Here is a 24,783-nt window from a genome sequence, read left to right as displayed (position 1 = left end):
TTTAAAAGCCTCCTTATTTAAATTGTAAACTTGTATATCATCTTGTCATTCAAGTATAATTAAAATTAATCTTCCACTCAATGTAAGCGCATTCATTTTTAGACACATCTAAACAAACTGTAAAATAAAAGGTGGTAAATGATGAATAGACAAGAGTTATACCTCGATCGGCGGTTACTTAGGACAAAATCTTCTTTAAAACACGCCCTCCTCCTACTGTTAAAAGACAAACGATTTAACGAAATCAGTGTGACAAATCTTGTTAAGGCAGCAAATGTTACCAGAGCTTCATTTTATAATCATTATTCCGATAAAGATGACCTTCTGAGTACACTGTTATCAGAAAAGAATAAGGAACTGATTCATGCTTATAAGGAACCGATTTTAAAAAATAGACCATTCATTATAAACAGGCTCTCTCCTCCCGAAATACAATTATTCAATCATATCTTCAAAAATGCAGATTTTTATACGACTATTTTAAATTCCGATATTGCTTCTATCGCTGAAAATCAAATGGTTGAATCCATCAAGAAAATTAATATTGAAGAACTTAAAGTGAATGACCGTATGATACGAAGTGATTTCATCGCAAGTTATCTGTCATACGCTATAGTTGGACTTATCACAGAGTGGGTCCGCGCTGGGTATAAATATGAACCAGAGTTTATGAGTCAACAGCTTTTGGAACTTATGAGAATTGCTCCAAACAAAACTTTTCATATAAAATTAACCCAGAATAGAAGATAAAACCACCTTAATGAAAAATCCCGCCATACCATTATTAATGTGACGGGATTTTGTATTTCTATATCTTACCTCGCCTTGGTCGCAAAATTAACCAGGGCTTCTATTCCTGTTTTAATATCTAATTCTTATCGCGAATTTTAGAATTTGTGGTAAAATTATTAAAGTCATCTAGTGCACTTCCGTGCTGTTAGCATGGAAGGAGGTGGCATCATGTACGGTAACTTACTTGAATTATTAGTTGCACCAATCATAGTTGGTGTAACTATCGCATTGTTCTTTTATTGGCTGAACAATGGTAAGAAGTAACTAGATGACCGCCATTACCACCAAAAAATCCCCTGACCTACTAGCATAGGTCAGGGGATTGGTGATTCATGTACAGCACTTTACTTGTTACCATTATTATATCATTTGAAAATGTGATTGTAAAATTCTTTACCTATCTCGCCTTGGTCGCAAAGTTGACCAGGGCTTCTATGCCTGTTTTTATACTTTTTTCCGAAAAGACGATTTCGGGACTGTGCAGTGAATAGCCGCTCGCTTCGACGTCTTCCATTCTTGTGCCGATGCGGAATGCGGCACCGATGTAGTCCTGCATATAGAATGCGAAGTCTTCGGACCCCATGGACGGTTCTTTCAATTCATGGAATTTCGAATCATGATCATCGCCGGCATTGACGAATTCATCGACGAGTTCAGGGTTATTGATGACCGGCGGGCAGTCGTTTGTATATTCCAGTTTACATTCCGCCCCGGATATTCCGGTCAGTCCGCCGATATAGTTTTCAATCATTTTCTTCGCAAGCTCTATCGAGTCTTCCGAGAAACTTCTGATTGTCCCGCCGAATGCACACTCATCCGGGATGACGTTGTTTGCGTCCCCGGCATGAATCTGGCCGACGGTAATGACGACAGGTGTTGACGGGTTGTTGAATCTTGACGCAATCCCTTGGATGAATTGGATGATGTTTGACGCCAGATAAATCGGGTCTGCCGTCGTATCCGGGTGCGCTGCGTGTCCGCCCTGCGCCTTCACTTTCGCATTGAATCCGGTCGAGCCGGCACAAAACTGCTCTTTTCTGTAGCCGATCAGCCCTTCATTCATTTTCGGCCAAGTGTGATACATGACGATTTTATCCACCGGCACTTCCAGACGCCGAAGCTCTTCCTTCATATACTTGGCCCCTTCAAGCGTTTCCTCCGCCGGCTGGAATATGAAAACGATGTTGTACTTCAGATCGTCATACATATCATTGATCACTTTCGCAAAACCGTACATGATGCTCGTGTGGATATCATGGCCGCACGCATGCATCACACCGTCGTTTTCTGATTTATAATCAAGACCGGTCCTTTCTGTGAGCGGCAGGGCATCCATATCCCCTCTGACACCGATGTATTCAAACTTGGGATCCTTTTCAAGAATGCCTATAACACCGGTTTTTTCACGCAGTTCATAGAATTTTATCTTTGTATCCTCAAGGCCGTTCTGTACCAGTTTCGTCGTCTCATATTCCTCGAAACTCAGTTCCGGTTCCTTATGCAATCTTCTTCTGAAGTTGATGATATGTTCCAGATGATTATCAATCACTTCTTCTTTCACAGCCATTTTAATACTTCCTTTCATCATTTCTGATCTTTATGCCATTGAAATGAATGTTATCTACATGTAACTCCTTTATCCGTTTAAAGCCGCGATAAACGTTCACGGCAAATTTCATTTGAACTTGCCGGTCGACTTTGATGTATTGAAAGCATTTTTAGAATATAATAAAGTTAAGGGAGATGATAAGATGGGGAACCAAAATTTCAAACAGACTGTCTATGTCAATCGTTTTACGGATGGCACGCTGGATCCGAACGTTGAGATGGCCTATCACGTGAAGGACAAAGGGAATATCATCGCAAATACGACGCCGGGGTGCTGGGGGCCGATGATCACGCCTGAATTAAAAGGCGGTCATGAAGTCACGCAGCCGGTGTTTGTCGAAGGTGCGGAGGTCGGCGATGCGATCGCCATCAAGATCAATTCGATCCGGGTCACTTCGGTGGCCACGGCTTCCGGGCACGACCAGCCGATGGAAGGCAGGTTTACGGGCGACCCGTTTGTTGCGGGTGTCTGTCCGAATTGCGGTGCCAAAAATCCGAAGACTGTCGTCAAGGGCATCGGCCAGGGTGCGGTCCGGTGTGCAGAGTGTGATGAGGATGTGACGCCGTTCACTTTTACGAATGCTTATACGATGGGGTTCGATGAAAAAAGAAGTATGGGGATTACGCTGAACAGGGAAGCTGCTGAAAAGATTGCACATAAGGCCAAGGACTATATGTGCACGCCGGAACATTCGATTCAAAACCCGGTCGTGACGTTCGCGCCGCATGATATTGTCGGTGTCATTGCCAGGGTCATTCCGTTTTTGGGCCAGCTCGGTACAGTGCCGGCGAGTCCTTTCCCGGATTCACATAACGCAGGCGACTTCGGTCAGTTTCTGCTCGATGCACCGCATGACTATAAGAAAACGGTCGAAGAACTTGAAGACCGGACCGACGGTCATATGGACATCAACAGAGTCCGCGCGGGCGCAGTTTTGATCTGCCCGGTCAAAGTCGAGGGCGGTGGTGTCTATCTCGGGGATATGCACGCGATGCAGGGCAACGGTGAAATCGCCGGCCATACGACGGACGTTGCCGGTATTGTTGACTTGAGTGTCAGAGTGCTTAAAGACCTTGAAGTCGACGGTCCGATTTTACTGCCGGTCGAAGACGATCTGCCGATTGTTGCGAAGCCCTACTCCAAAGAGGAAATGGAGAAAGCAGAAAAGCTTGCAGAACACTGGGGCGTTGAAAAGCTTGAAGAATCGTTTCCATTATCGTTTGTCGGCACTGGTGCCACGTTAAATGATGCGACTGAAAATGGATTGGAACGCGCTGCCAAACTGCTTGGCATTGAAGTCCCTGAAGTGATGAACAGAGCGACCATTACCGGGTCGATTGATATCGGCCGTAACCCGGGTGTTGTGACCGTCACGTTCCTTGTGCCGAGTGACATGCTGCGGCAAATCAGGCTCGACCAGCTGACGAGGAACCATTATTCATAAGAGAGAATGAGGACTATCCGCTTTTAAAGAGCGGATAGTTTTTTATTTTTCGGGGAAATAAAGACCGGACAGAATGACGTTTGAATCATCATCTGTCCGGTCCTTTTATATTTTACTTCTCATCATATGCGTTCAGTGCGTTGACCCCGTGCGCCATTGCCGAGCCTGCTTTTAACGCAGTCGCAACGATGATCGCTTCTGACATTTCTTCTTTAGAGACATCGAGCTTCTTCGCGTTGTTCGTATGGATTTCAATGCAGTACGGGCAGCCTGTCACGTGCGCCACCGCAACGGCAATGAGCTCTTTATCTTTACCTGAAACTTTGCCTTCTTTTACCGCTTCTTTATCCAGCTGGACGAATGCCTTGAACGCGTCCGGTGCCAGCTTTGCGAACTCACCCAGTCTGCTGATGTTGGATGGTTCATACAGGTCGCCGTTGTTATTGCCGTCATATGCCTGCAGAGCATTGACGCCATGTGCCATCGCGGACCCTGCTTTCAGACCGGTCGCAACCATGATCGCTTCAGCCAGTTCTTCTTTTGAAACATCCAGTTTCTTCGCGTTATTCACGTGGATGTCGATGCAGTACGGACAGCCTGTAACGTGTGCGACCGCAACTGCGATCAGTTCTTTTGTCTTCTTTGGGATGACGCCGTCCGCGACTGCCGTTTTATCGAACGCCGCAAAGCTTTTGAATGCATCCGGTGCGAGTTCTGCAAATTCGGATAATCGGTTGATGTTGGATTTTTGATATAAACTTTCCTGTGACATATTTGTGCCTCCTTGAATTTTCAGAATATAAAAATCATTCTTAATGGGTATGATATAGAAAGTGATGCTGTGACTCAACTTTTATGACCGGTTTTATTTTACTGATATTCATTATGATACTGATATAATTGATACAACAACATTCGGGAGGTCTTACTGTGAAGAAAAAGAAAATCCAGAAAACGAACGCAATGCGTCAGCTTGAAAATAAAAAGATTGATTATACAATACATGAATACGCATGGGACGAAGATCACCTGGATGCCGGGCATGCCGCGGCACAGGTCACCGTGCCTTTTGAAAAGATATATAAGACGATGATGACAACAGGCAGCCAGACCGGCAAGATTGTCGCGTGCATTCCGGCGGAATCCAAACTCGACCTTAAAAAGCTTGCTGCAGTGAGCGGCAACAAAAAAGTCGATATGCTGAACATTAACGACCTTGAAAAGACGACGGGCTATATACGCGGCGGCTGTTCACCGGTCGGCATGAAAAGGCTGTTCCCGACTTTTGTTGCATCGGGGCTGAATCACTCGACACCATCGTCGTCTCTGCCGGTAAAAGAGGCATGCAGATGGCAGTCGCTCCGGATGAATTGATCCAGATCACTGAAGGAACATATGCAGACATCACTTTATAACACTAAAAAAGCGGGACACAATTTTGTGTCCCGCTTCATCATTTCTGAATTATATTCTGTCCCTGTCCTGACCCGGATAATCCGGCTCCTGATCAGATTTTCTGTTTCTCTCTTCACGTTTGCTGTTATCTGTTTCATCAATGTCCACTTCTTCACGGCGGACATCTTCAGACACATGTTCAGTATCCTGCACTTTATCTTTTCTGACGACAACTTCCTCGTCAACGACACTTTCCTTATCCACATTGACCCGTTCTTCTGAAACAGGAATGTGAATCGAGTCATTTTCTGTCAGGTCATCATCCATGCCGCCAGCTTTTCGTTCTCCGTCGACCGGTCTTCTTTCAATGGTCACTTCTTCCCGTTCAACAGGCACATCAAATTCCTGATGGTCTGTTTCAACATGTTTATCCACGTTGACTTCACCGGTTCTGACATTCTCTTTATCGACTTTCAGACGTTCTTCTCTTAATTGAAGTCTTTCTTCTTCAGAAAGATTGTTCCATTCATCTTCTGTCAGACCATAGTTGTCATCTGTGACCTCTTCATCAATACTGTAGGCCCCTTCCCGTTTGCCGAGGCCATTCTCACGGTCTGAGTCCGGTACGAACTGATCACGTTCACCCGGGGCTGCTGCACCGTATTCATCTTTTTCTATTGAACCGTCATTGCCGGCATAAATACCTTCGTCGGCTGTTCTGTTGCTTACATAAAGCAGGAAGTCGCCTCTGTCGAGTGCATTTCTATATGTGTCTTCTTCCTCCCGGTTAAGTTCAAGGTCTGAAATCACCCGGTCTTCAGGTTCGTCTTCAGTAAACCATGAAGCGATTTTATCCCAGGCACTGCCTTCGGCAGCTTTAAAATTAACTTCTGTATAGTTTAAAGCATCTCCTGTGAGTTCTTTGTCTCCAACGACAGTCATCGCATTTTCCATGATGCCGTCCGCTTTCAATTGCTCTATTCTTCTAAGCAGTTCCTCTTCAGTCGTAAATGTTTCTATCTTACGCATAATTAAAACCTCCATTTAATTTCAATCTTCTCTTCAAATATTAGTGTTGATTAAATTCATATGGCAGCTCTTTCATGATGTATGCGTTCAGCATGTAATTAATATGTACCCGCGCATGACTTTTATAAACAAAACTTTATGAAATATTATTTATAAACCGCGGATAAAGGGTATTAAATGATATGTACTTATAAATGAAGGGAATGTTTAAAATGACTCAGAAATACAGACCGAAATCTGCTCAAAATAAAATTCTGTTATCCGGTGTATTGATCGGTGTCGGCGCCATGGCACTTATAGATGAAATCATATTCCACCAGCTGCTGCAGTGGCATCACTTCTTCGATTTCAACACAATGCAGTTCGGCATTTTCTCAGACGGGCTTTTAAACGCATTCGCCCTATTCTCCATCGTTGCAGGTATTTTCCTTTTTGCGCATGTGACAAAGATGTACACATATTCAATTCTCAGATGGTGGTCAGGAATATTTATAGGTCTCGGTACTTTCCAGCTGATTGACGGCACCATTAACCATAAATTATTCGGCATCCATCAAATCCGTTACGGTGTGGATATTCTTCCATATGATATCGCCTGGAATGCTTCAGCGGTCCTCCTTCTTATCATCGGTTTCGTCATGTGGTTCAAAACAAAAAAAAATGAAGCAAACAGGACGGGCAGTTAAATGATGGAACATCATACAGTCCACACTTATTTTCCTTTGATACAAACTGCCGTCGTCATATTCGCCGGCCTTTTAACCGCCGGCTATATCGGTGCGATGGTGGTTTCAAACAGGAAGTTCAATTCGTGGCCGTTAAGACGTTTATTTTTATGGATAACTGGAGCGGTGACTGCAGCAAGTGCTTTTGTCGGACCGATCGGAAACTTGTCACACGAGAATTTCATTGCGCATATGGCGGGACATTTGCTGCTCGGCATGCTTGCACCGATATTTTTCGTTTACAGTAAGCCGATGACGCTGCTGCTCCGGACTTTGTCCACGGCGCATGCAAAAATCGTGAGCCGGCTGTTGAACACGGGTTATGCGAAAGTGATTACCAATCCTTTTGTTGCGTCAATTCTCAACATCGGCGGCCTGTTTCTGATCTATAAAACCGGGCTGTATATGTGGATGCATGAAAGTATTCTGTTATTTATCGTCGTCCATCTTCATGTGTTTCTCGCAGGCTATCTGTTTACGATCAGTCTGATATACGTGGATGTCACTTCACACAGATATGCTTTCTGGTACCGGGCGATTGCGCTCGTCATCGCGCTCGGTTTCCATAAGGCGCTGTCGAAACTCATCTACCAGAGCCCGCCCGCAATGGTGCCGTTGGATGAAGGCCGGTCGGGTGCCATGCTGATGTACTACGGCGGCGATGTCGTCGACCTGATACTGATTGTTATCCTGTGCCTGCACTGGTACCGGGCACGGACCCCGAAAGAAGCACGGCGCAGAAATACAGTTGTGCAGAAATGATAAAAACCTGAACAATTGCTGTTCAGGTTTTTTAGTATGCGTTGAGCTTTTTATTATTAAATTGGAGGAACTACAGATTGAATTTTTCTTTCAAGTAATTGATGTCTTCTACAATTTTGTCCGTATCATAACCGATGTCGTAATTATATTCCAATACCAGGTCGGCATCCGGCGTATGTTTTTGATGCAGTCTGATGAATGCATCGAAATCGAGCGACCCGTCGTTGATTCTATTATGATCATCATGGAAGCCGTCATTGTTGTGAAGATGGAAATGTGTAATCTTATCGGCAAGGGACACGATGACTTTTTCCATATCCCATCCGTTCGCATGGACATGGCCGATATCAATCAGCACGTTGTTCTTTTCAATTTTAGCCATGGCGATGAATTCCTCTTCATCAAACAACATATTGTCCTTGCTTTTGACACCTGCATTTTCAATCAGAATTTCCACTTCGGCCTTTTTACAAATCTCATTCAGTTCATGCAGATTTTTAGTGCTCTCTTCGATGGATTCGGTCTTGTTGTCCTCATCGATTTTCTTGTTGTTATGGTGGAATACAAGATGATTGATACCGAGCGTTCGGCAAAGTTCCAACGTCTTATCGATCTGTTCCATAGAGTAATCGTAGCTTTCAGTGCCTTTCGGTGCGCTGTGTTCCACTTTGAAGTACGGACCGTGCACTGTAAGATGTCTGTTTTCTATCAATGGCTTGAGTGCTTCGATATCTCTGTTGAATGCCTCATTCTCCCAGTTCGGAAAGATTTCCAGGCCGAAATTAATGCCTGTTTCCTTATTCATTACCTCTTCCAAAGATTTTAGTCCCGATTCGATGAATGTGTTTGTACTCAGTAAAATATTCATAATCATTTCTCCATATATTTATAGTTTAGTTCTGTTTCCTTATTGAAAATATGCACATGTTTTCTGTCGAACTTTATGCCGATCTCTTTACGGTCTATGACTTCAGGCGCCATGACGACAATTTCCTCATCCGCAATTTTTATCGTATGAGCGACTTCCGCCCCGAAATTCTCTGTGAAGATCACTTTGCCTTTAATGTCGTAATCGTCATCAGTCGCAAGTTCCATGTTCTCAGGACGGATGCCCAGGTACACTTCTGTATCATTCAGAGCATCACTGAATGTCGACACTTCTGATATATCAATATTCTGATCTTCATAATGGAATCTCGAATCTTTGATGATGCCGCTTAAAATATTCATCGGCGGCGAACCGATGAATTTTGCGACAAAGATGTTTCTCGGGTGATGATAGACATTTTCCGGTGTATCCACCATCTGGATGGCACCTTTGTTCAAAACGACAATTCTGTCACCGAGCGCCATCGCTTCCACCTGGTCATGCGTTACATAGACGAACGTCTGCTTGAACGCCTTGTGTAACTTGAGCAGTTCACGGCGTGCCGTCACACGCAGTTTCGCATCCAGATTGGACAGCGGTTCATCCAGCAGGAAATAATCGGATTTCTTTACGGTCGCCCTTGCGAGCGCGACCCGCTGACGCTGTCCGCCGGAAAGATCTTTCGGCATCCTTTTCCTGTATTGGTCCAGTTCCAGCATGCCGAGCACTTTATTCAGCCTGTCCTGCCGGTCTGACTTGTTGATGCCGTTTCGTTTCAAAGCATAAGTGATGTTATTTTCAACGGTCATGTGCGGATACAATGCATAGTTTTGGAAAACCATCGCCACATCCCGGTCGCCGGACGGCAGATGGGTCACTTCCCTCTCTCCGAGATGGACTTCTCCAGAAGTTATCGGTTCAAGACCGGCAATCATTCTTAAGATCGTCGATTTTCCGCAGCCCGACGGCCCGAGGAAAATGATTCTTTCGCCGTCTTTTATTTCCAGGTTCAAATCTTTGATGACCGTCGTGTCACCGTAACTCTTTTCTATATTTTTCAATGTAATGTTTTTCATTTATATAAGCGCTCCCTATTTAATACCACTTGAAGAGAAAGTATTAATGATATATCTCTGGAAAACCAGATATAAAATCAATGGTATGGCCATTGTGATTACTGACAGGGCCATTGCTATCGTGAAATTCGTGCCGCCTTCTGAACTGACGAACAGCTGGAGGGCAAGCGGCAGTGTATAACTGTCTCGCGACCTCAGCATCAAGAGCGGCCATACATAGTCGTTCCATGCCAGGATGAAAAACCATATGGCTGTGGACGTAATTGCCGGTCTGACGATTGGCAGAACGTGGTCCTTCATGATGTTGAATGTCGATATGCCGTCAATTTGCGCCGCTTCGATCAGAGGCTTCGGTATGTTGCGCATCGCCTGTGTCAGCATGAATATGCCGATCGCGTCCGCCAGCTGCGGCAGAATGACGCCCCACACACTGTCGATCAGATCAAACTCCGAGATGATCAGGTAGTTCGGTATCATCGTTACCGTAAACGGGATGAATATCGTACTGATCAAAAGGAAGTATGTGGCCTTTTTGAATTTGAAGTGGAAATAAGTCAAAGCAAATGCGGCCAGAAATGATGTGATCATTTTAAATGCAGTGATGACACTCGCTATGATGAACGTGTTCAGTGTAATGCGGAATAAAGGGATCGTATCCTCGAGATCCACATAGTTCTCCAGTGTAAATGGATCCGGTATGAGGCTGATCGTCGATGAATATGCATCCGACAGATGTTTGAACGAGTTGGAAACCGCAAAAAGGATCGGGTACAGCGCAAGCAGTATGAACACGATGATGATCAGGTGAAATATATACTTGTTAATTTTCATAGTATACATTCCTTTCTACAAACAGGAACTGAAGCGCAAGCAATACTACAAATATGACCAGTGTAATGACGGAACTTGCCGCTGATACACCCGTATTGAACAAGTCGAAAGCTTCCTGATATGAATGATAGATTAAGTTGCTGCTCAAATAGTTCGGACCGCCCTGCGTCACGACCCGGATCGGTGTGAACACATACTGCAGGCCCTGGACGATTGTCATGATCAGTATATAGAACCCCGTCGCCGAGCTCATCGGTATGATGATGTCGGTGAATATCCTGAACTTTGATATTTTATCCAACTTTGCCGCTTCGATGATCTCATTCGGTATGCCGACGATACCAGAGTAAAGTACGATAAAGTTATATCCGAATACCTTCCATGCAACGATGAGGCTTAAGACGACGATGACCGTCCCTTCCGTCACTGTCCAGTTCGGTATCGACAGCCCCACCCATCCAAGCACGGTCGCAACAGGGCCGGACACAGGATTTAAAATCCACAGGAATAACATTGAACCGACGACCAGTGATATGACCGAAGGTGTGAAAATCGCAGCTTTATAAATCGGTTTCCACCTGTCGATCAGATGAGCGATGATATAGGCGAAAATATAGGTGACCACTGTATTCAGCAGTACGAATAAAATGATGTACTGAAAGGTCTGAAAGATGATTTTCCTGAATGTTTCGCTTTGAAACAGTTCCGTATAGTTATCGAAACCTACGAATGTCTTCGTCGGGGCAATCATGTTCCAGTCAAAAAAACTTAAATAGATAGTATAGATCAACGGGCCGATTGTAAAAATCGCCAGTAAAATCAATGCCGGTGCCAACAATAAGTAGTTAGTATATTTTTTACCCAACTTACACACTCGCTTTCAAAAGAATGACAAAAGGCCGAAATTTCCGGCCTTATGCTTGAAGATTACTCGAGCAGTTCATTAATCTCGTCTTCAGTATTCGTTACAGTCTCCTCGACATCCACGTCCCCGCCAAGTATGATATCTCTCATATCAAGCAGCTTCTGCTCCGCTTCAAGACCCGCGTCTCCCGGGAATGAAGCCCATGGCACGACTGAATCCATCTGATCGATTGCCGGCTGCATCATTTCATTTTCTTCAAGGAAATCCTGAAGACCGTCCGGGTTGTCCGCTACACCTTCACGTGGCGGCACGTATCCGGTCCCTTTCGTCCACTCGGATATACCTTCAACACTGTACAGGTAACGCATGAATTCCCATCCTGCAGCCTGCTGTTCTTCTTCCTCTGCAGTGATTGCAAGCATCGCACCGCCAGCCGGCAGACGTCTTTCTTCACCTTCCCAGCTTGGGGATTCTATCGCAGAAATGTTGAATTCAGAGTTGCTCTGAACGTTGTTTCTCTGTGCGATCGTTGTAAACAGCATAGCGACATTACCGTCGATGAAACTCTGGATACCCTGGTCCCATCCGATGTGTAAAGCTGATTCATCTTCAATGACAAGATCCTGATAATATTCGAATGCTTCGACACCTTCATCTGAAGCAAATGCCGCCTGGCCGTCTTCTATGAAGTTTGCACCGTTACTCTCAACCATCGCCTGCTGGCCCCAAGTGTCTGCAGGCTCCTGGATGTAGATACCGTAATTATCCGTCTCTTCTTTGATTGTCTTTGCATACTCTCTCACTTCTTCCCATGTTTTTGGCCCTGCAGGATCAAGACCCGCTTCTTCAAGCATATCTTCGTTCAAATAAAGAACCGGCGTACTCAGTGAATACGGTATGCCGACCTGGCTGCCGTCAGAGTTCACAGCAAGATCAAGTACGTTCAGCAAAAAGTTCTCTTCAAGGAAATCTGCATCTTCTTCATGATGCTGTTCAATCACTTCCTGAGGCTCCGTATAATGGAAGTTTTCAGAAAAGTAGTCCAAAAATGCCCAACCGACCTGTACGACCGCGGGTGTGTTGCCTGCTGCAACATCCGCCTGAAGGTTTGACATCAGCCCGGCATACATATCCGGGTTGTAGCGTGCAACAACTTCAACCGTATCGCTCTGTGCGTTGAAATCTTCGACCAGCTTTTCGACTGATTCGCCGCCCTGCGTCTCGGCATTGACATGCCAATACTCTATCTGTGTTTTTTCGCCTGAAGCTTCAGCTTCTTCTTCACCTTCTCCTTCTGCGCCTTCAGCGCCGCCGCACGCTGCAAGCACTATCGCAATCAGAGTCAGCATCATCATCAAATATATCTTCTTCATTATTTAAGCCTCCACAAAATTTTTATTTAAATATTCATTCAGTTCTTCCAGACTGAACACCGTCACATCGTTCAGAACTTTCGTATTGTAATGGTTGATATAAATCGTCTTTAATCCGAGCGCTTTCGATGAATGGATATCATTCGTCAGATTATCGCCGATTTTGTAAATGTTGTAGTCAGGATACAGCGCCTTGATTTCACTGATATGACTTTCCATATTGAACGGTTTCTTAGCATCGTAAATATGGTGGTCAAATATATTGTTCAAATCCAGATACTCGAGGAATGGTGTTGCACTCTCTTCCGGTGAGTTGGTCATCAGAACCATTGGATTTTTCAGCTGTTTAATTGTATGGATCAGCCTGTCGTCCACTTCGATCATTTTTTCTTCTATCATCTTCTCCCTGATTTTCAGAAAAACATCAAATTGATAGTCGACGGGAATGTCCTGTTTCGATGAAATGAACCTGACCACTTGCCAGACATCTCCGAGAGGCATGTCATCCTTATGAAATTGTTCCAGTCCTTCATATGAGAACTCTTCCATTATTGAACAATAGTCATTTTTCATTTCCTGCTGTATACCGACTTCATGCGTCAACATCTCTATGTATTCGTCGACAAAATTATCAGTGTGATAAAGTGTACCGTCCATATCAAAAATCAATACATTATTCACCGCGGGGTTCCTCCAGTAAGATATTAAAGTGCAGTGCCCTTTAAAATAAACCTCCTTTTCTCAAAATAAAGAGACCGGTATTGGCAGCATTAACCAACACCGGTCTCTCTAGCGCACCGTTTCCTATTCACTTTTCAATTATAACTATATCAGCGGTTTGTAAATCTATTGTTAATTTATTATAAATCATTGTTAAAGTATTGTTTCCACATCTCAACATTTGAAGTGGAGACGAAGGATGCACCGTCCGACAGCGCGTCATTGAATACTTCCGGATAATCCACCAGTCCGCCGGCAATGATATCAATATCATGGACCTTCCTGATTTCCGGAATCAGATAAGATGTGATGGCCGGCATGATTTCAAGGTAGTCCGGCTTCTGCTTTGAAAGCCCACTAAGCACCATGGCCAGCATTCTGTTATCAACGACAAATGATCTCTGGACCACTTTCAGCCCGACATTTTTCGCCTTTTTAATATAACCGGTCTTCGTGGTGACGATGCCGTCCGCACCCACGTTGTTCCTGATGAATTTAAAGGCATAATCATCCACTTTCAAACTTTCTATCTTGTCTATATGGATATAGCATTCTATCCCCTCGTCCTTCAACTGGTCCACTATCATTTTGATGTTGCTGATATTGCCGAACAAAACGAAAACACATGCCAGTTTATCCTTGTACTTCACCGCTTTATCCAACTGTTTGAAATTTGCCACTGCGCCGATCATCTTACTTTGCTGGTTCATATGCACGCTCCTAAATTTTTAATAGTATGTATATTCTATCATCCGTCAGTTTGCTTTAACATTATAACTGCCATATGTAATGATCATATTGGTGTTACGAATTCCGTAATAGTTCTTTATGTCCTTCCCCCATTATGGTATTATTACATTAATGATATCTGAAAATTCAGATGTCTGTCAGACCTATCCATTATCCCTCTTTTATCATAATAACGACGCAGCAGCCTTCGATTACACAAAATTTCCGGCATTTAAGACTCAAGTACAAATCTAACTACTATAAGGGGTGTATGTACTATGAAATCTTTTCTCAGTCGCATCAGCATGACGTTTGGTGTTTTATTGTTGACCGTTGTCACTTTATCACAAGGGTTGTACGCAGCGTCGTTTGAACCGGATTACGGCACAGAGAACAATATTGCTACAGCAAATGACGGCATGGTGGTCTCCGCCCAGCCGCTCGCATCGGAAGTCGGACTGGATGTACTGAACAATGGCGGTAACGCAGTGGATGCTGCGATTGCCATGCAGTACGCGCTGACAGTCACCGAACCGATGATGTCGGGTATCGGCGGCGGTGGATTTATGATGGTATATGATGCAAACACAGAAGAGACGACAATCATTAACAGCAGGGAACGTGCACCTGCAGGCGCCGACCCGGAGATGTTTTTAAAAGACGACGGCGAGGCGATGGAATTCCAGGACCGCGTCATCCACGGCAACTCGGTCGGTGTGCCTGGGACTGCGGCAGGCCTTCAGACCAGCCATGACATGTGGGGGACGATCGCAATGCCTGAGCTGATTGCTCCGGCAATCGAACTTGCGGAAGAAGGTTTCCCGATCGATGATTTCATGGCCTATCAGATTGAAGAGAATGCAGAAAAACTCGAAAGAAGTGCAGCGGGTGAGATCTTTTTAAACAACGGTGCACCGCTTGCTGAAGGCGATATGCTCGTCCAGGAAGACCTCGCAAATACATTGGGTCTGATCAGTGAAAACGGCACGGACTATTTTTACAATGGTGAAATCGCTGATGCCCTGGCTAATACCGTTCAGGAATTTGAAGGCTCGATGACGAAAGAAGATATGATGAATTATGATGTGACCGTAGACGAACCGGTTTGGGGCCAGTATAAAGATTACGATATCGCAACGATGCCGCCTCCGAGTTCGGGCGGAATATTCCTCCTTCAGATGCTCGGCATACTGGATGGTTTCGATTTATCACAATATGATATCCAGTCTGTAGAGAAATATCACCTCTACGCTGAAACGATGCATCTCGCCTATGCGGACAGAGCTGAATACGCAGGCGACCCTGAATTCGTCGACGTACCGGTCGAAGGACTCCTCCATCCTGACTACCTCGATGAAAGACGCGATCTGATCAGTCTGGATTCAGTCATCGAAGCGCCGGAAGCGGGAGACGTCACGCCTTATGAGGAAGGTTTTGAAAGAGAAGGTGCCATTGAGCAGCCGGGCGACAAAGTCGACGGGCAGACGACTCACTACTCGGTCATTGACCAGCACGGCAACGTCGTCTCCTACACAACTACAATCGAGCAGGTATTCGGTTCAGGTATCATGGTTCCGGAATACGGGTTTTTATTGAACAATGAACTGACGGACTTTGATGCAGAACCCGGCGGTGCGAACGAAGTCCAGCCGAATAAACGTCCACTCAGCAGTATGACACCGACCATCGTCTTCAATGATGGACAGCCGGTATTGACCGTCGGCTCACCGGGCGGCCAGACGATCATCACATCCGTGCTCCAGACGATTTTAAACACATATGAATATGACCTGTCCCTCGAAGATGCATTGAACGAACCGAGAATTTTCACAAACGGACCCGACACCTATTCTTATGAGGAAGGTATCTCTGAAGATATCATTTCAGAACTCAATGATATGGGTCACGGATTTACTGAAGACCCTGCGCCGATCGGCAACGTGAGCAGCATAATGTACAACCAGGATGACGGCACGTACACAGGTGCCACCGATGAAAACAGAAACGGTGCAGCGTTCGGATTTGAGGCAGAACCAGTTGAGCAGTAAAAGTAAAACCACCCGGCCTGGGTGGTTTTACTGGTTTTTAATGTGATAAGTTTAAATAAGAGTAATTATATGATGTCTTTGATGATGGGAGTTTTGTTTTATGGAACCTGATAGAAAACAGAGAAATGATTTGAACAGAGGCGGCGTAATTGATGCAGGCATCGAAGTCATATTTGTAGCGGTCAGACTGGTCGGTCGCGTCATCAGAAGTATTTTAAATTAGTTTGCCGGTCTAATTTTACAGTCTATTGTTGGGAACGTGTGAAAAAGTTAAAAGAGGCTGCTCGGGCAGCCTCTTTTATCATTCAAAATATGTGAGGAGCACTTTCCCGAAGTCATTCAGAAAATGTCTCGCTTCAAGATTACTGTTCCATTCGGACGTAAGGACAGAAAACTTCACTGTCTTATCTTTCGACTGGAAAACACCGACGTCATGTTCAAGATTATTGATTGTCCCTGTTTTGTTCGACACGGTAATATGCTCTTCATCCCCGCCGTCATTCAGCGCGCCGCCGATGCGGTCGTTGAACTGGGAATCTCTCATATGCTGCTGCATATTCTGCCTGACTTCTTCCGGTATGAATTCATTCTCTTCATATACAAGATTGAGTGCTGTCATCATGTCCTTGGCGGTCGCAACGTTATACATTTTCGATGTGTCACCGGACATGTCCATGAAATGGCGTTTCAGCGCCGAATCATCAATGCCCCACTCCTTGAATGCTTCTGCAAGCTGGTCAAAACCGACATAATCCATCAGCATGTTTGAAGCGGTGTTATCCGACACGATCATCGCAAGCACGACGACGTCTTTCACAGGAAGAACTTCCACATCATTCAGCGAATAAAGGACACCCGAACCGTCCACCTTATCCTTGACCAGAATGAGGTCATTTCTTCCGGATTCATGCGCCTTCTTCAATGCTGCCAGACAGAGCGGAATTTTGATGACACTTGCCGAGCGGTAGATTTTATTTTCCTGATGTTGGATCACTTCATCTTCATGTTCGATTACGTAAGAGATATTTTTTGTTGACTGTTGTTCAACCAGTTGTTCAATGACTTCTTTGATCATACGACATCTCCTTAATGATGTTTAAATCGCCTTTATTATAGAATAAATCATCTGCTTTACATATTCATCTGATACGATTCTGTACAAATAAACGCCTGACGGATTTTATTTTCCGCCAGGCGTTTATTATTAATCAATTATTTAAATGAAACATTCTCTAAACGCACGATACCGATCGGGTCCATTTCGACACCTTCAACTTTTGAAGAATCTACACCGATTGAGAAGTTTGAATGTACAATTGATGCGGTCGGCGCTTGTTCAATAATGATTTCCTGTGCTTTTGAATATGCATCTGCACGTGTTATTTCATCTGCTTCGTTTCTTCCGTTGACCAATGCCGCGTCCAGTTCTTCATTGGCGTAGAACGAACGGTTTCCTGTTGAACCAAAATTATCTGAATGATACAGCGCATATAATCCATTATCGGCATCTGCCGTTACTGTCGTCCAGCCCATCAGGAACATTTCCTGATTGCCCTGGGCTGTGCTTTCGAGGAACGTCCCCCACTCAAGCTGTTCAACTTCTACATCAATATCAAGCTCAGCCAGACTTTCCTGGATATAAAGTGCAGTGTCCACATTCATCTGGTCGTCCCTGACCCATAACTCAGTGCTGAATCCATCAGGATGATCACTTTCTGCCATCAGCTCTTTTGCTTTTTCCAGATTATATTCCTGGCCGGTCAAAGATTCATCGTAACCCCAGACGTCAGGAGCAATCGGATGTGATGCCGTCTGTCCCATACCGTCATACACACCTTCAAGAATTGCCTCCCTGTCGATGGCCATTGAAATTGCCTGTCTGACTTTGACATCATCGAACGGCTCTTTTTCAACATTGAAGCCCAAATAATCTGTGCGGAGCGACTCTTGTTCAATCAGCTCGGTATTCTCTCCGTCTGTCACACGGTCGGCATTCGCAGAGTCCACATCACGGACAACCTGGACGCCGCCGGTTTCAAGTTCTGCCAATCTTGCACCCGACTCAGGAATGACTCTGAATGTCACTTCGTCGAAATTTCTTTCACCGCCCTGGAAGTTTTCAAACTTCCTAAGTACAGTTTCCTGTCCCGGCGTGCGGTTTTCCAGTACCAGATGGTTCGTTCCGTCGGATTCTGATCCTATAACAGAACCGAGATGTTCTGAAATATCTTCCTTGACGCTTTCATATTCCTGACCTTCAGACGCTCTCAGTTCGTAATATTCCTCCGCAGTCATATCAAGGCCGGCTTCATCCAAAGCGGACTGATAATCCTTATCGATCAACGACTTACTTATAATACCGCCGGTATTATGTGCCAGATGGCTCGGCAACGGTGCGAAGGGATATTCAGTATGGATGTTGACTTCGTAGTCACCGACAATCTCAACTTTCTCAATCATTTCAAAAAGGAATGCCGCTTCAGAAGCAACTGCTTCATCTCTCACTCTTTCAAGCGTTGCCTTCACATCTTCTGCCGTAAACTCCTCACCGCTGTGAAATGTTGTATCTTCTCTTAACTTGAAGTTCCAGACACCCTCGTCCACTGCTTCCCATTCCTCAGCGAGACCGGATTCCAGTTCCATATCAGCGCTCTGATTTACAAGGGTTTCATATATATTCATCCTGACCTGGGCCGACGCCGTATCATTACTGCCGTGGGGGTCCAGTGAAACGACATCATCCTGCATGGCGATGACCAGGTCTCCTGAATTTGATTCCTCAGATGCACCATCATTATCTCCGCCTGCAGCCTGTTCATCGACATTCGAATCATCAGAACATGCGGCCAATAATAAAATAAACAGCACCGGGAATAAAGACATTATGTATTTTTTCATTCCGTTTCCTCCTGCATAATAGAATCATTTCATAATCTGAACACTAACTTTAACACAATAAATGATGGTAACATATAGAGTTTACTAATAATTTCACAAATTATAAATACTTATGAAAACTAAAGTGTAACTCTCATATTTCCTCAATAAAAAAAGCCTCGAAAGCTGGTGTGCTTCCAGGGCAATATAAAAGGACTCCCAGTCACAATAGATTCTGCGTGAAAGACATTCTTTGTAGACTGCTGATCAATTTACTTCATTAATAATAAAAGACGCCTTCAACAGCAGATCTGTTAATCTGTGGCTTTTGAAGGCGTCTGTCATCTTGATCATATATAATTATTAGTATGTATCTTGCTGTTTTGAAATATTAATATGTATCAAACTCAACAATCATTCTAATGACTAATTATTAGTTCTTGGTGAACCTAACCCTAAATTTGTAATGATTTTTCTTTCTATTTGCAAGTTTGCTTGATCAATTCTTCCACTTAAGAAAAACGCGTCAATTAGTACCCAGAGGCTCAATATGAAAAATGTAACACCCAAAGTGAGCCAGCCTAAGAATAGGAAATTAAGAATTGTAAACGACAGCATACCGATAGCTATACCCATGTCACCAGAATAGAACCTATGACCGCCAAAGATTCCTGTGAAGAACCATAAAACAAAGGCAACGCCTTTATTTTTCTTAGCTGTATCCATTTCACTGTTTAAAATTGCCAGATCTTTACTGCTCATGTCTTGTTTCAAATGTATATTCGTCAATAAAACACACCTCCTAAAATATTAATTTTAAAATTCTTACATTTTAATAGTCAAAGCCAATTATTACAATATAGACAGACATTGTCAACGCTGTTTCCTGTCAATTTAAAATTTTCTGCACTAAATTATAATAATCATATCAGGTCCACCGTATATTTATATTTATCATCGACCACAAGACTGCTGGTGAATTCGACGACCTGTTCATTTGCGTAGGCGAACCTCTCCAGATTCATCGCAATGTCGCCTTCTCTTCTTTCAAGCAGCGATGCGTCTTTTTTATTCAGAGAAATTGGGTTCAGCGTTTCAAATGCCTGGTCGATTTTGACCGAGTAGTTCTGTTCCAACACTTGATATAATGACAGTTTGCCGAAATTGAACCGGTCGAGGTCAGGCGCGACTTTATAAGGTATAAAACTATATTCTAATAATAAAGGTCTCTCGTCCGCCATCCTTAATCTCGAAAGTTTATAAATCGGTATATCGACTGCCAAGCCCATCTTCTGGTTCAGATATATATCCGCATCCATGCGTACTATCTCGAGCATTTTCGTTCCCGGGCGTTCCCCTGCTTCTTCGATTTCATTTGTAAACTGGGAGAAAATCTCCGGCAGCTTTCCATATTCAAAAGGCAGTATATAGGTGCCTTTGCCCTGCTTTCTTGCGATAATATTCAAGTCTTCCAATTTTTCCAATGCCTGTCTGATTGTAATGCGGCTGACCCCGAATTCTTCACAGAGCTTTCTTTCCGGAGGCAGTTTGTCACCGCTCAGATATTTGCCGCTGTCAATTTGATGTCTGATCTCATTCGTAATTTTTGCATATAAATGTGCATCACTCTTCACACCGACCCCACCTGTACTTTTTAATTTATAATAAAACCCGCAGTCAGACTTTTATCAAATCCTAAGCTGCGGGTTACTATTATAATGAAACTTTTTACTGTATTATTCTTTGAACGTTACATTTTCAAGACGTACATCACCAAGTGCATCGAGTTCAACGCCTTCAACCTGTGAAGTATCTACACCGATTGAGAAGTTAGAATGTACGATTGGTGCGATTGGTGCTTCTTCAGTGATGATCTGCTGTGCAGTTGAATAAGCCTCTGCACGGGCATCTTCATCAGATTCGGTTCTACCGTTATCCAGCGCTTCATCCAATTCATCATTTCCAAAGAATGAACGGTTACCGACTGCACCGAAGTTGTCTGAATGGTGAAGTGCATATAGACCATAGTCAGCATCTGCTGTTACAGTCGTCCAGCCAAGCAGGTACATTTCCTGGTCGCCCTGGCCTGTTCTGTCGAGGAACGCGCCCCACTCCATACGTTCAACTGATAAATCAATACCCAGTTCGCCTAAGCTTTCCTGGATGTACAGTGCCGTATCAACAATCATCTGGTCGTCTCTCACCCATAGTTCAGCTGAAAATCCGTCAGGATGATCACTTTCAGCAAGTAGTTCTTTTGCTCTTTCCATATCAAACTGCTGACCTTCCAGGCTGTCATCGTAGCCCCAGACATCCGGCGGAATCGGATGCGTTGCAGAAATACCCATTCCTTCATACACACCTTCAACAATTGCTTCTCTATCAATTGCATGAGCAATTGCCTGTCTTACTTTCTCATCATCAAACGGTTCTTTTTCAACGTTGAAACCTAAGTAATCTGTACGCAGTGATTCCTGCTCGATCAGCTCAGTGTTTTCACCTTCTGAAACACGGTCTGCGTTTGAAGCGTCAATGTTATGTGCAACCTGGATGCCGCCTGTTTCAAGCTCAGCAAGTCTTGCGCTCGTTTCAGGCACTACACGGAATGTGATTGAATCAAAGTTTCTTTCGCCGCCCTGGAAGTCTTCAAACTTCGTAAGAACAGTGTCCTGACCCGGATTACGTTCTTCAAGCATACCGTGGTCCGTACCATCCGGATTTGAAGCGATGACGTTTCCGACGTGTTCAGAAATCTGGTCCATCACGTCTTCGTACTCATCGCCGCCCTCAGCGCGGAGTTCATAATACTCATCAGCTGTCATGTCGACGCCTGCTTCATCCAACGCATTCTGGTAGTCTTCATCAATTAAAGACTTACTCATGATACCGCCTGTGTTATGCGCAAGGTGGCTTGGCAGCGGTGCGAATGGATACTCAGTATGAATGTCGACTTCGTAATCCCCTACGACTTCAACTTCTGTAATCATTTCGAATAGGAATGCCACTTCGGAAGCTACCGCTTCGTCGCCTACTCTTTCAAGTGTTGCTTTAACATCTTCTGCAGTAAATTCTTCACCGCTGTGGAATGTCGTTCCTTCTCTTAATTTGAAGTTCCAGACATCTTCCTCAACTGCTTCCCACTCATCAGCAAGTCCTGGAACCAGTTCCATGTCAGTATCCTGCGATACCAGACTTTCGTAAATGTTCTGGCGGACCTGTGAAGATGCAGAGTCGTTACTGCCGTGCGGATCCAATGATACAGCATCATCCTGCATTGCAACGATAATGTCGCCGGATGCCGATTCTTCAGTTGCAGCGTCATCGTCCCCACCATCTTCTGCAGCCTGCTCATCGACATCAGAATCATCTGCACATGCCGCGAGCACTAAAATCAGTACACCCATTAATGAGAGCATTAAATATTTTCTCATTTGTTTTCCCCCTATATAATTTTTATATATACAGAACTTTCCATAATTATAATAGAAAGCCTTTACATATTATATTTAACACTTTACCACAACAAATGGTTATTACCAATAAAATTTTCTAATTATTCGCTAAAATTTAAATATTTTTTGAATTGGCAATTCGGGAGAATAAAAAGAACCGCGGAGGTTTATTCCCACGGTTCTTACGCATTAATATGAAATTGATGTGCCCGGGCCGACCGGTATGCCGAGCAGCAGCCATACAACAAACAGCAGGCTCCAGCTGATGAGGAAGATGACCGAATAAGGCAGCATCAGTGAAATGACCGTGCCGATGCCGTACTCTTTGCCGTAACGCTGTGTAAATGCGACGACTAGTGGGAAAAACGGCATGAGCGGCGAGATGATATTCGTTGATGAATCCCCCACCCTGTATGCAATCTGTGAAATTTCCGGCGCAATGCCGAGCTGCATGAACATGGGCACAAAAATCGGTGCCATAATCGCCCACTTGGCCGAATCAGCCGCAATGAACAGGTTGATGAAGGCAGCGATGAAAATGAATAGGACCAGGATCACGTAACTGTTGATATTCAAGGCTTCAAGCATCTCCGCCCCGCTCACCGCAATGATTGTTCCCAAGTTTGAATAATTGAAGAATGCGACAAACTGCGCAGCGAAAAATATTAAAACAATGAACCCCGCCATCGTCGCGATGGAGCCGTCCATCAATCCGACGATGTCTTTGTCATTTTTAACCTTTCCGACTACAGCGCCATAGATGATTCCCGGTATCAGAAAGACCAGCATCATGATGAATATGATGGAAGATATGAACGGCGAACCGATGATATTGTTATCTTCACCAAGCAGCGGTGCACCGGGCCACGCAACAAGTCCTAAAATCCCAACCACTGTGAGCAGTGCTGAAATGTTCGCATACTTCAGCGCCTTCTTCTGTGTGGCATCAATGCCGTTTTCAGTATCTCTGAATTCATTGAATCCTTCGTACTTGCCGAGACGCGGCTCAACGATCTTATCTGTGATCAGCGTACCAAGTACAACGACAAGGAATGTTGAAGCGACCATGAAATACCAGTTATCCGTCGCGTTGACGATATAGTTGGCGTCCAGTATCGCCGCAGATTCAGTCGTGATTCCGGCAAGCAACGGATCGTTCGTACCGATCAGCAGATTGGCGGAATATCCGCCGGCGACACCCGCAAATGCCGCTGCAAGTCCTGCCAGCGGATGGCGTCTGAACCCGAGGAATATGATCGCACCCAGAGGTACGAGCACCACATAGCCGACAGACGCCGCAACGTTACTCATCACACCCATGAAAACGACAATCGGCGTAACAAATTTTTTCGGCGCCTTCGTCACGCTGTTCGTCATCAACGCACTGATGTAGCCGCTTTTCTCAGCCACCCCGACACCAAGCATGGCGACGAGCACAGGCCCAAGTGCCACGAATGATGTGAAGTTTTCTGTGACGGAGGTGAAAATATATGCGATGCCGTCTCCGGTCAACAGACTGACGGCACTGACATCCATCTCTTCACGATTGCCCGTTTCACTGTTCACGCCGGTAAAGCTGACGCTCACATCCAACATGTACAAGATGTGGGAAAGCCCGATGACAAGCAACGTGAAAATCAGGAATATCGTCACCGGATGCGGGAGTTTATTACCGATTGATTCGATATTATTCAATATGTTTTTGTGTCTGCTCATTGATAATTTCTCCTATTTTAAAATAAAGACTGCAATATCATACCTTAATAATAGGACTTTGTAAACTCGATTTTCATATTGAAATTGTCCGGAATATGAAAAAACTGCGAAAATTTCTCTCGCAGTTTAATTTATCACCTGAATTATTCATACAAAATCACTAATAGACTGTGAAGGCTGATATGATCGGTTTCACTGTCAAAGCGCCATTCACTCAAAAAATGAAAAAAGAACCCGTTTCTGATAAGGTTGAAAGTACCAACCAACAACCAAAAGAAAGGGTTCTTCTAATGGCTACTTTACCGCATTTCACACTAGATTTCAATCGTCAGATCAAACTCACGGATGACGGCGGCGATCTGTCTGCCGACACCGGCGAATTCCTTTTCAGGGAATTCGATGACAAGCTCGGCTTCTCCAACATTTTAGCGAACCATCTGCACCTCAAGGACGACAGGCTGTATCATATTCA

General features: G+C 44.4%; 24 protein-coding genes and 1 pseudogene. 9 read left to right on the top strand and 16 right to left on the bottom strand.

What is annotated here, in order from left to right:
- The first annotated feature begins 141 nt into the window (after positions 1 to 141).
- Together BO48_RS13745 and BO48_RS13740 are read left to right on the top strand one after the other, a co-directional pair.
- Positions 142 to 750 carry a TetR/AcrR family transcriptional regulator gene (locus BO48_RS13745; protein ID WP_496368223.1) on the top strand — a complete coding sequence of 203 codons (609 nt, stop codon included), beginning with the start codon at positions 142 to 144 and terminating at the stop codon, positions 748 to 750.
- A gap of 210 nt (positions 751 to 960) precedes the next feature.
- Positions 961 to 1,056, top strand: a complete 96-nt coding sequence (locus tag BO48_RS13740; RefSeq protein ID WP_496368221.1) for a type I toxin-antitoxin system Fst family toxin — start codon at positions 961 to 963, stop codon at positions 1,054 to 1,056.
- 133 nt (positions 1,057 to 1,189) lie between these two features.
- Here BO48_RS13740 and BO48_RS13735 read toward each other — a convergent pair whose 3' ends face one another.
- The gene (locus tag BO48_RS13735; RefSeq protein ID WP_496368219.1) at positions 1,190 to 2,359 is read right to left on the bottom strand and encodes a M20 metallopeptidase family protein; all 1,170 of its coding nucleotides are present in this window, start codon (positions 2,357 to 2,359) and stop codon (positions 1,190 to 1,192) included.
- A gap of 184 nt (positions 2,360 to 2,543) precedes the next feature.
- Between BO48_RS13735 and BO48_RS13730 the strand changes: the two genes are divergently transcribed.
- Positions 2,544 to 3,845, top strand: coding sequence for an acetamidase/formamidase family protein (locus tag BO48_RS13730; protein WP_496368217.1), 1,302 nt, complete (start codon positions 2,544 to 2,546; stop codon positions 3,843 to 3,845).
- Positions 3,846 to 3,957: 112 nt separating this feature from the next.
- Here BO48_RS13730 and BO48_RS13725 read toward each other — a convergent pair whose 3' ends face one another.
- Positions 3,958 to 4,617, bottom strand: a complete 660-nt coding sequence (locus BO48_RS13725; protein ID WP_496368215.1) for a carboxymuconolactone decarboxylase family protein — start codon at positions 4,615 to 4,617, stop codon at positions 3,958 to 3,960.
- A 191-nt stretch (positions 4,618 to 4,808) separates the two neighbouring features.
- Between BO48_RS13725 and ybaK the strand changes: the two are divergent.
- Positions 4,809 to 5,260: pseudogene (gene ybaK, locus BO48_RS13720) on the top strand (Cys-tRNA(Pro) deacylase).
- Positions 5,261 to 5,309: 49 nt separating this feature from the next.
- Here ybaK and BO48_RS13715 read toward each other — a convergent pair.
- Positions 5,310 to 6,269: a DUF2382 domain-containing protein gene (locus tag BO48_RS13715; protein ID WP_496368213.1), complete on the bottom strand. Its 960-nt coding sequence runs from the start codon at positions 6,267 to 6,269 to the stop codon at positions 5,310 to 5,312.
- 212 nt (positions 6,270 to 6,481) lie between these two features.
- Between BO48_RS13715 and BO48_RS13710 the strand changes: the two genes are divergently transcribed.
- Entirely contained in the window at positions 6,482 to 6,955 is a 474-nt protein-coding gene (locus BO48_RS13710; RefSeq protein WP_496368211.1) for a DUF2243 domain-containing protein, read from the top strand.
- A complete protein-coding gene (locus BO48_RS13705; RefSeq protein WP_496368209.1) occupies positions 6,956 to 7,756 on the top strand; it encodes a cytochrome c oxidase assembly protein in 801 nt (266 codons plus the stop codon). It abuts the gene before it with no gap.
- Between the two features lie 70 nt (positions 7,757 to 7,826).
- On the opposite strand, the gene BO48_RS13700 is transcribed toward BO48_RS13705, so the two are convergent.
- The 7 genes from BO48_RS13700 to BO48_RS13670 form a co-directional block, all read right to left on the bottom strand.
- The gene (locus tag BO48_RS13700) at positions 7,827 to 8,624 is read right to left on the bottom strand and encodes a sugar phosphate isomerase/epimerase family protein (RefSeq protein WP_496368207.1); all 798 of its coding nucleotides are present in this window, start codon (positions 8,622 to 8,624) and stop codon (positions 7,827 to 7,829) included.
- Positions 8,625 to 8,626: 2 nt separating this feature from the next.
- Positions 8,627 to 9,700, bottom strand: a complete 1,074-nt coding sequence (locus BO48_RS13695) for an ABC transporter ATP-binding protein (RefSeq protein WP_496368205.1) — start codon at positions 9,698 to 9,700, stop codon at positions 8,627 to 8,629.
- Between the two features lie 15 nt (positions 9,701 to 9,715).
- Positions 9,716 to 10,531 (bottom strand): carbohydrate ABC transporter permease, encoded by an 816-nt coding sequence (locus BO48_RS13690; protein WP_496368203.1) that lies wholly within the window; start codon positions 10,529 to 10,531, stop codon positions 9,716 to 9,718.
- Positions 10,521 to 11,405, bottom strand: coding sequence for a carbohydrate ABC transporter permease (locus tag BO48_RS13685; RefSeq protein ID WP_496368201.1), 885 nt, complete (start codon positions 11,403 to 11,405; stop codon positions 10,521 to 10,523). The genes BO48_RS13690 and BO48_RS13685 overlap by 11 nt, the downstream gene beginning before the upstream one ends.
- A gap of 53 nt (positions 11,406 to 11,458) precedes the next feature.
- Positions 11,459 to 12,769, bottom strand: coding sequence for an ABC transporter substrate-binding protein (locus BO48_RS13680; RefSeq protein WP_496368199.1), 1,311 nt, complete (start codon positions 12,767 to 12,769; stop codon positions 11,459 to 11,461).
- 3 nt (positions 12,770 to 12,772) lie between these two features.
- The gene (locus tag BO48_RS13675; RefSeq protein ID WP_496368197.1) at positions 12,773 to 13,450 is read right to left on the bottom strand and encodes an HAD family hydrolase; all 678 of its coding nucleotides are present in this window, start codon (positions 13,448 to 13,450) and stop codon (positions 12,773 to 12,775) included.
- A 179-nt stretch (positions 13,451 to 13,629) separates the two neighbouring features.
- Entirely contained in the window at positions 13,630 to 14,199 is a 570-nt protein-coding gene (locus tag BO48_RS13670; protein ID WP_496368195.1) for a glycerol-3-phosphate responsive antiterminator, read from the bottom strand.
- 297 nt (positions 14,200 to 14,496) lie between these two features.
- Here BO48_RS13670 and ggt point away from each other — a divergent pair, with 297 nt between their 5' ends.
- Positions 14,497 to 16,266 carry a gamma-glutamyltransferase gene (gene ggt / locus BO48_RS13665; RefSeq protein ID WP_496368193.1) on the top strand — a complete coding sequence of 590 codons (1,770 nt, stop codon included), beginning with the start codon at positions 14,497 to 14,499 and terminating at the stop codon, positions 16,264 to 16,266.
- Between the two features lie 100 nt (positions 16,267 to 16,366).
- Positions 16,367 to 16,489, top strand: a complete 123-nt coding sequence (locus BO48_RS13660; RefSeq protein WP_496368191.1) for a hypothetical protein — start codon at positions 16,367 to 16,369, stop codon at positions 16,487 to 16,489.
- Between the two features lie 78 nt (positions 16,490 to 16,567).
- Here BO48_RS13660 and BO48_RS13655 read toward each other — a convergent pair whose 3' ends face one another.
- The 6 genes from BO48_RS13655 to BO48_RS13630 all read right to left on the bottom strand — a co-directional run bounded on the left by BO48_RS13655 (position 16,568) and on the right by BO48_RS13630 (position 24,311).
- Positions 16,568 to 17,341: a serine hydrolase gene (locus BO48_RS13655; RefSeq protein WP_496368189.1), complete on the bottom strand. Its 774-nt coding sequence runs from the start codon at positions 17,339 to 17,341 to the stop codon at positions 16,568 to 16,570.
- 137 nt (positions 17,342 to 17,478) lie between these two features.
- Complete coding sequence (locus BO48_RS13650; protein WP_496368187.1) at positions 17,479 to 19,164, bottom strand: glutathione ABC transporter substrate-binding protein; 1,686 nt, start codon at positions 19,162 to 19,164, stop codon at positions 17,479 to 17,481.
- 405 nt (positions 19,165 to 19,569) lie between these two features.
- Positions 19,570 to 19,932, bottom strand: a complete 363-nt coding sequence (locus tag BO48_RS13645) for a TM2 domain-containing protein (RefSeq protein ID WP_496368185.1) — start codon at positions 19,930 to 19,932, stop codon at positions 19,570 to 19,572.
- A gap of 134 nt (positions 19,933 to 20,066) precedes the next feature.
- Complete coding sequence (locus BO48_RS13640; RefSeq protein WP_496368183.1) at positions 20,067 to 20,777, bottom strand: GntR family transcriptional regulator; 711 nt, start codon at positions 20,775 to 20,777, stop codon at positions 20,067 to 20,069.
- Between the two features lie 102 nt (positions 20,778 to 20,879).
- On the bottom strand, positions 20,880 to 22,574 hold the full coding sequence (locus BO48_RS13635; protein WP_496368181.1) for a glutathione ABC transporter substrate-binding protein: 1,695 nt from the start codon (positions 22,572 to 22,574) through the stop codon (positions 20,880 to 20,882).
- A 210-nt stretch (positions 22,575 to 22,784) separates the two neighbouring features.
- A complete protein-coding gene (locus BO48_RS13630) occupies positions 22,785 to 24,311 on the bottom strand; it encodes an AbgT family transporter (protein ID WP_496368179.1) in 1,527 nt (508 codons plus the stop codon).
- 170 nt (positions 24,312 to 24,481) lie between these two features.
- On the opposite strand from BO48_RS13630, the gene BO48_RS13625 reads away from it, so the two are divergent.
- A partial coding sequence (locus BO48_RS13625) for a transposase (protein ID WP_496368177.1) occupies positions 24,482 to 24,783 on the top strand: 302 nt, incomplete at its 3' end.

It is taken from the genome of Lacicoccus kunmingensis DSM 17847, from assembly GCF_059568765.1.
Note: the sequence above shows the minus strand (reverse complement) of the source record. Positions and strands in the feature narration are given on the sequence as shown.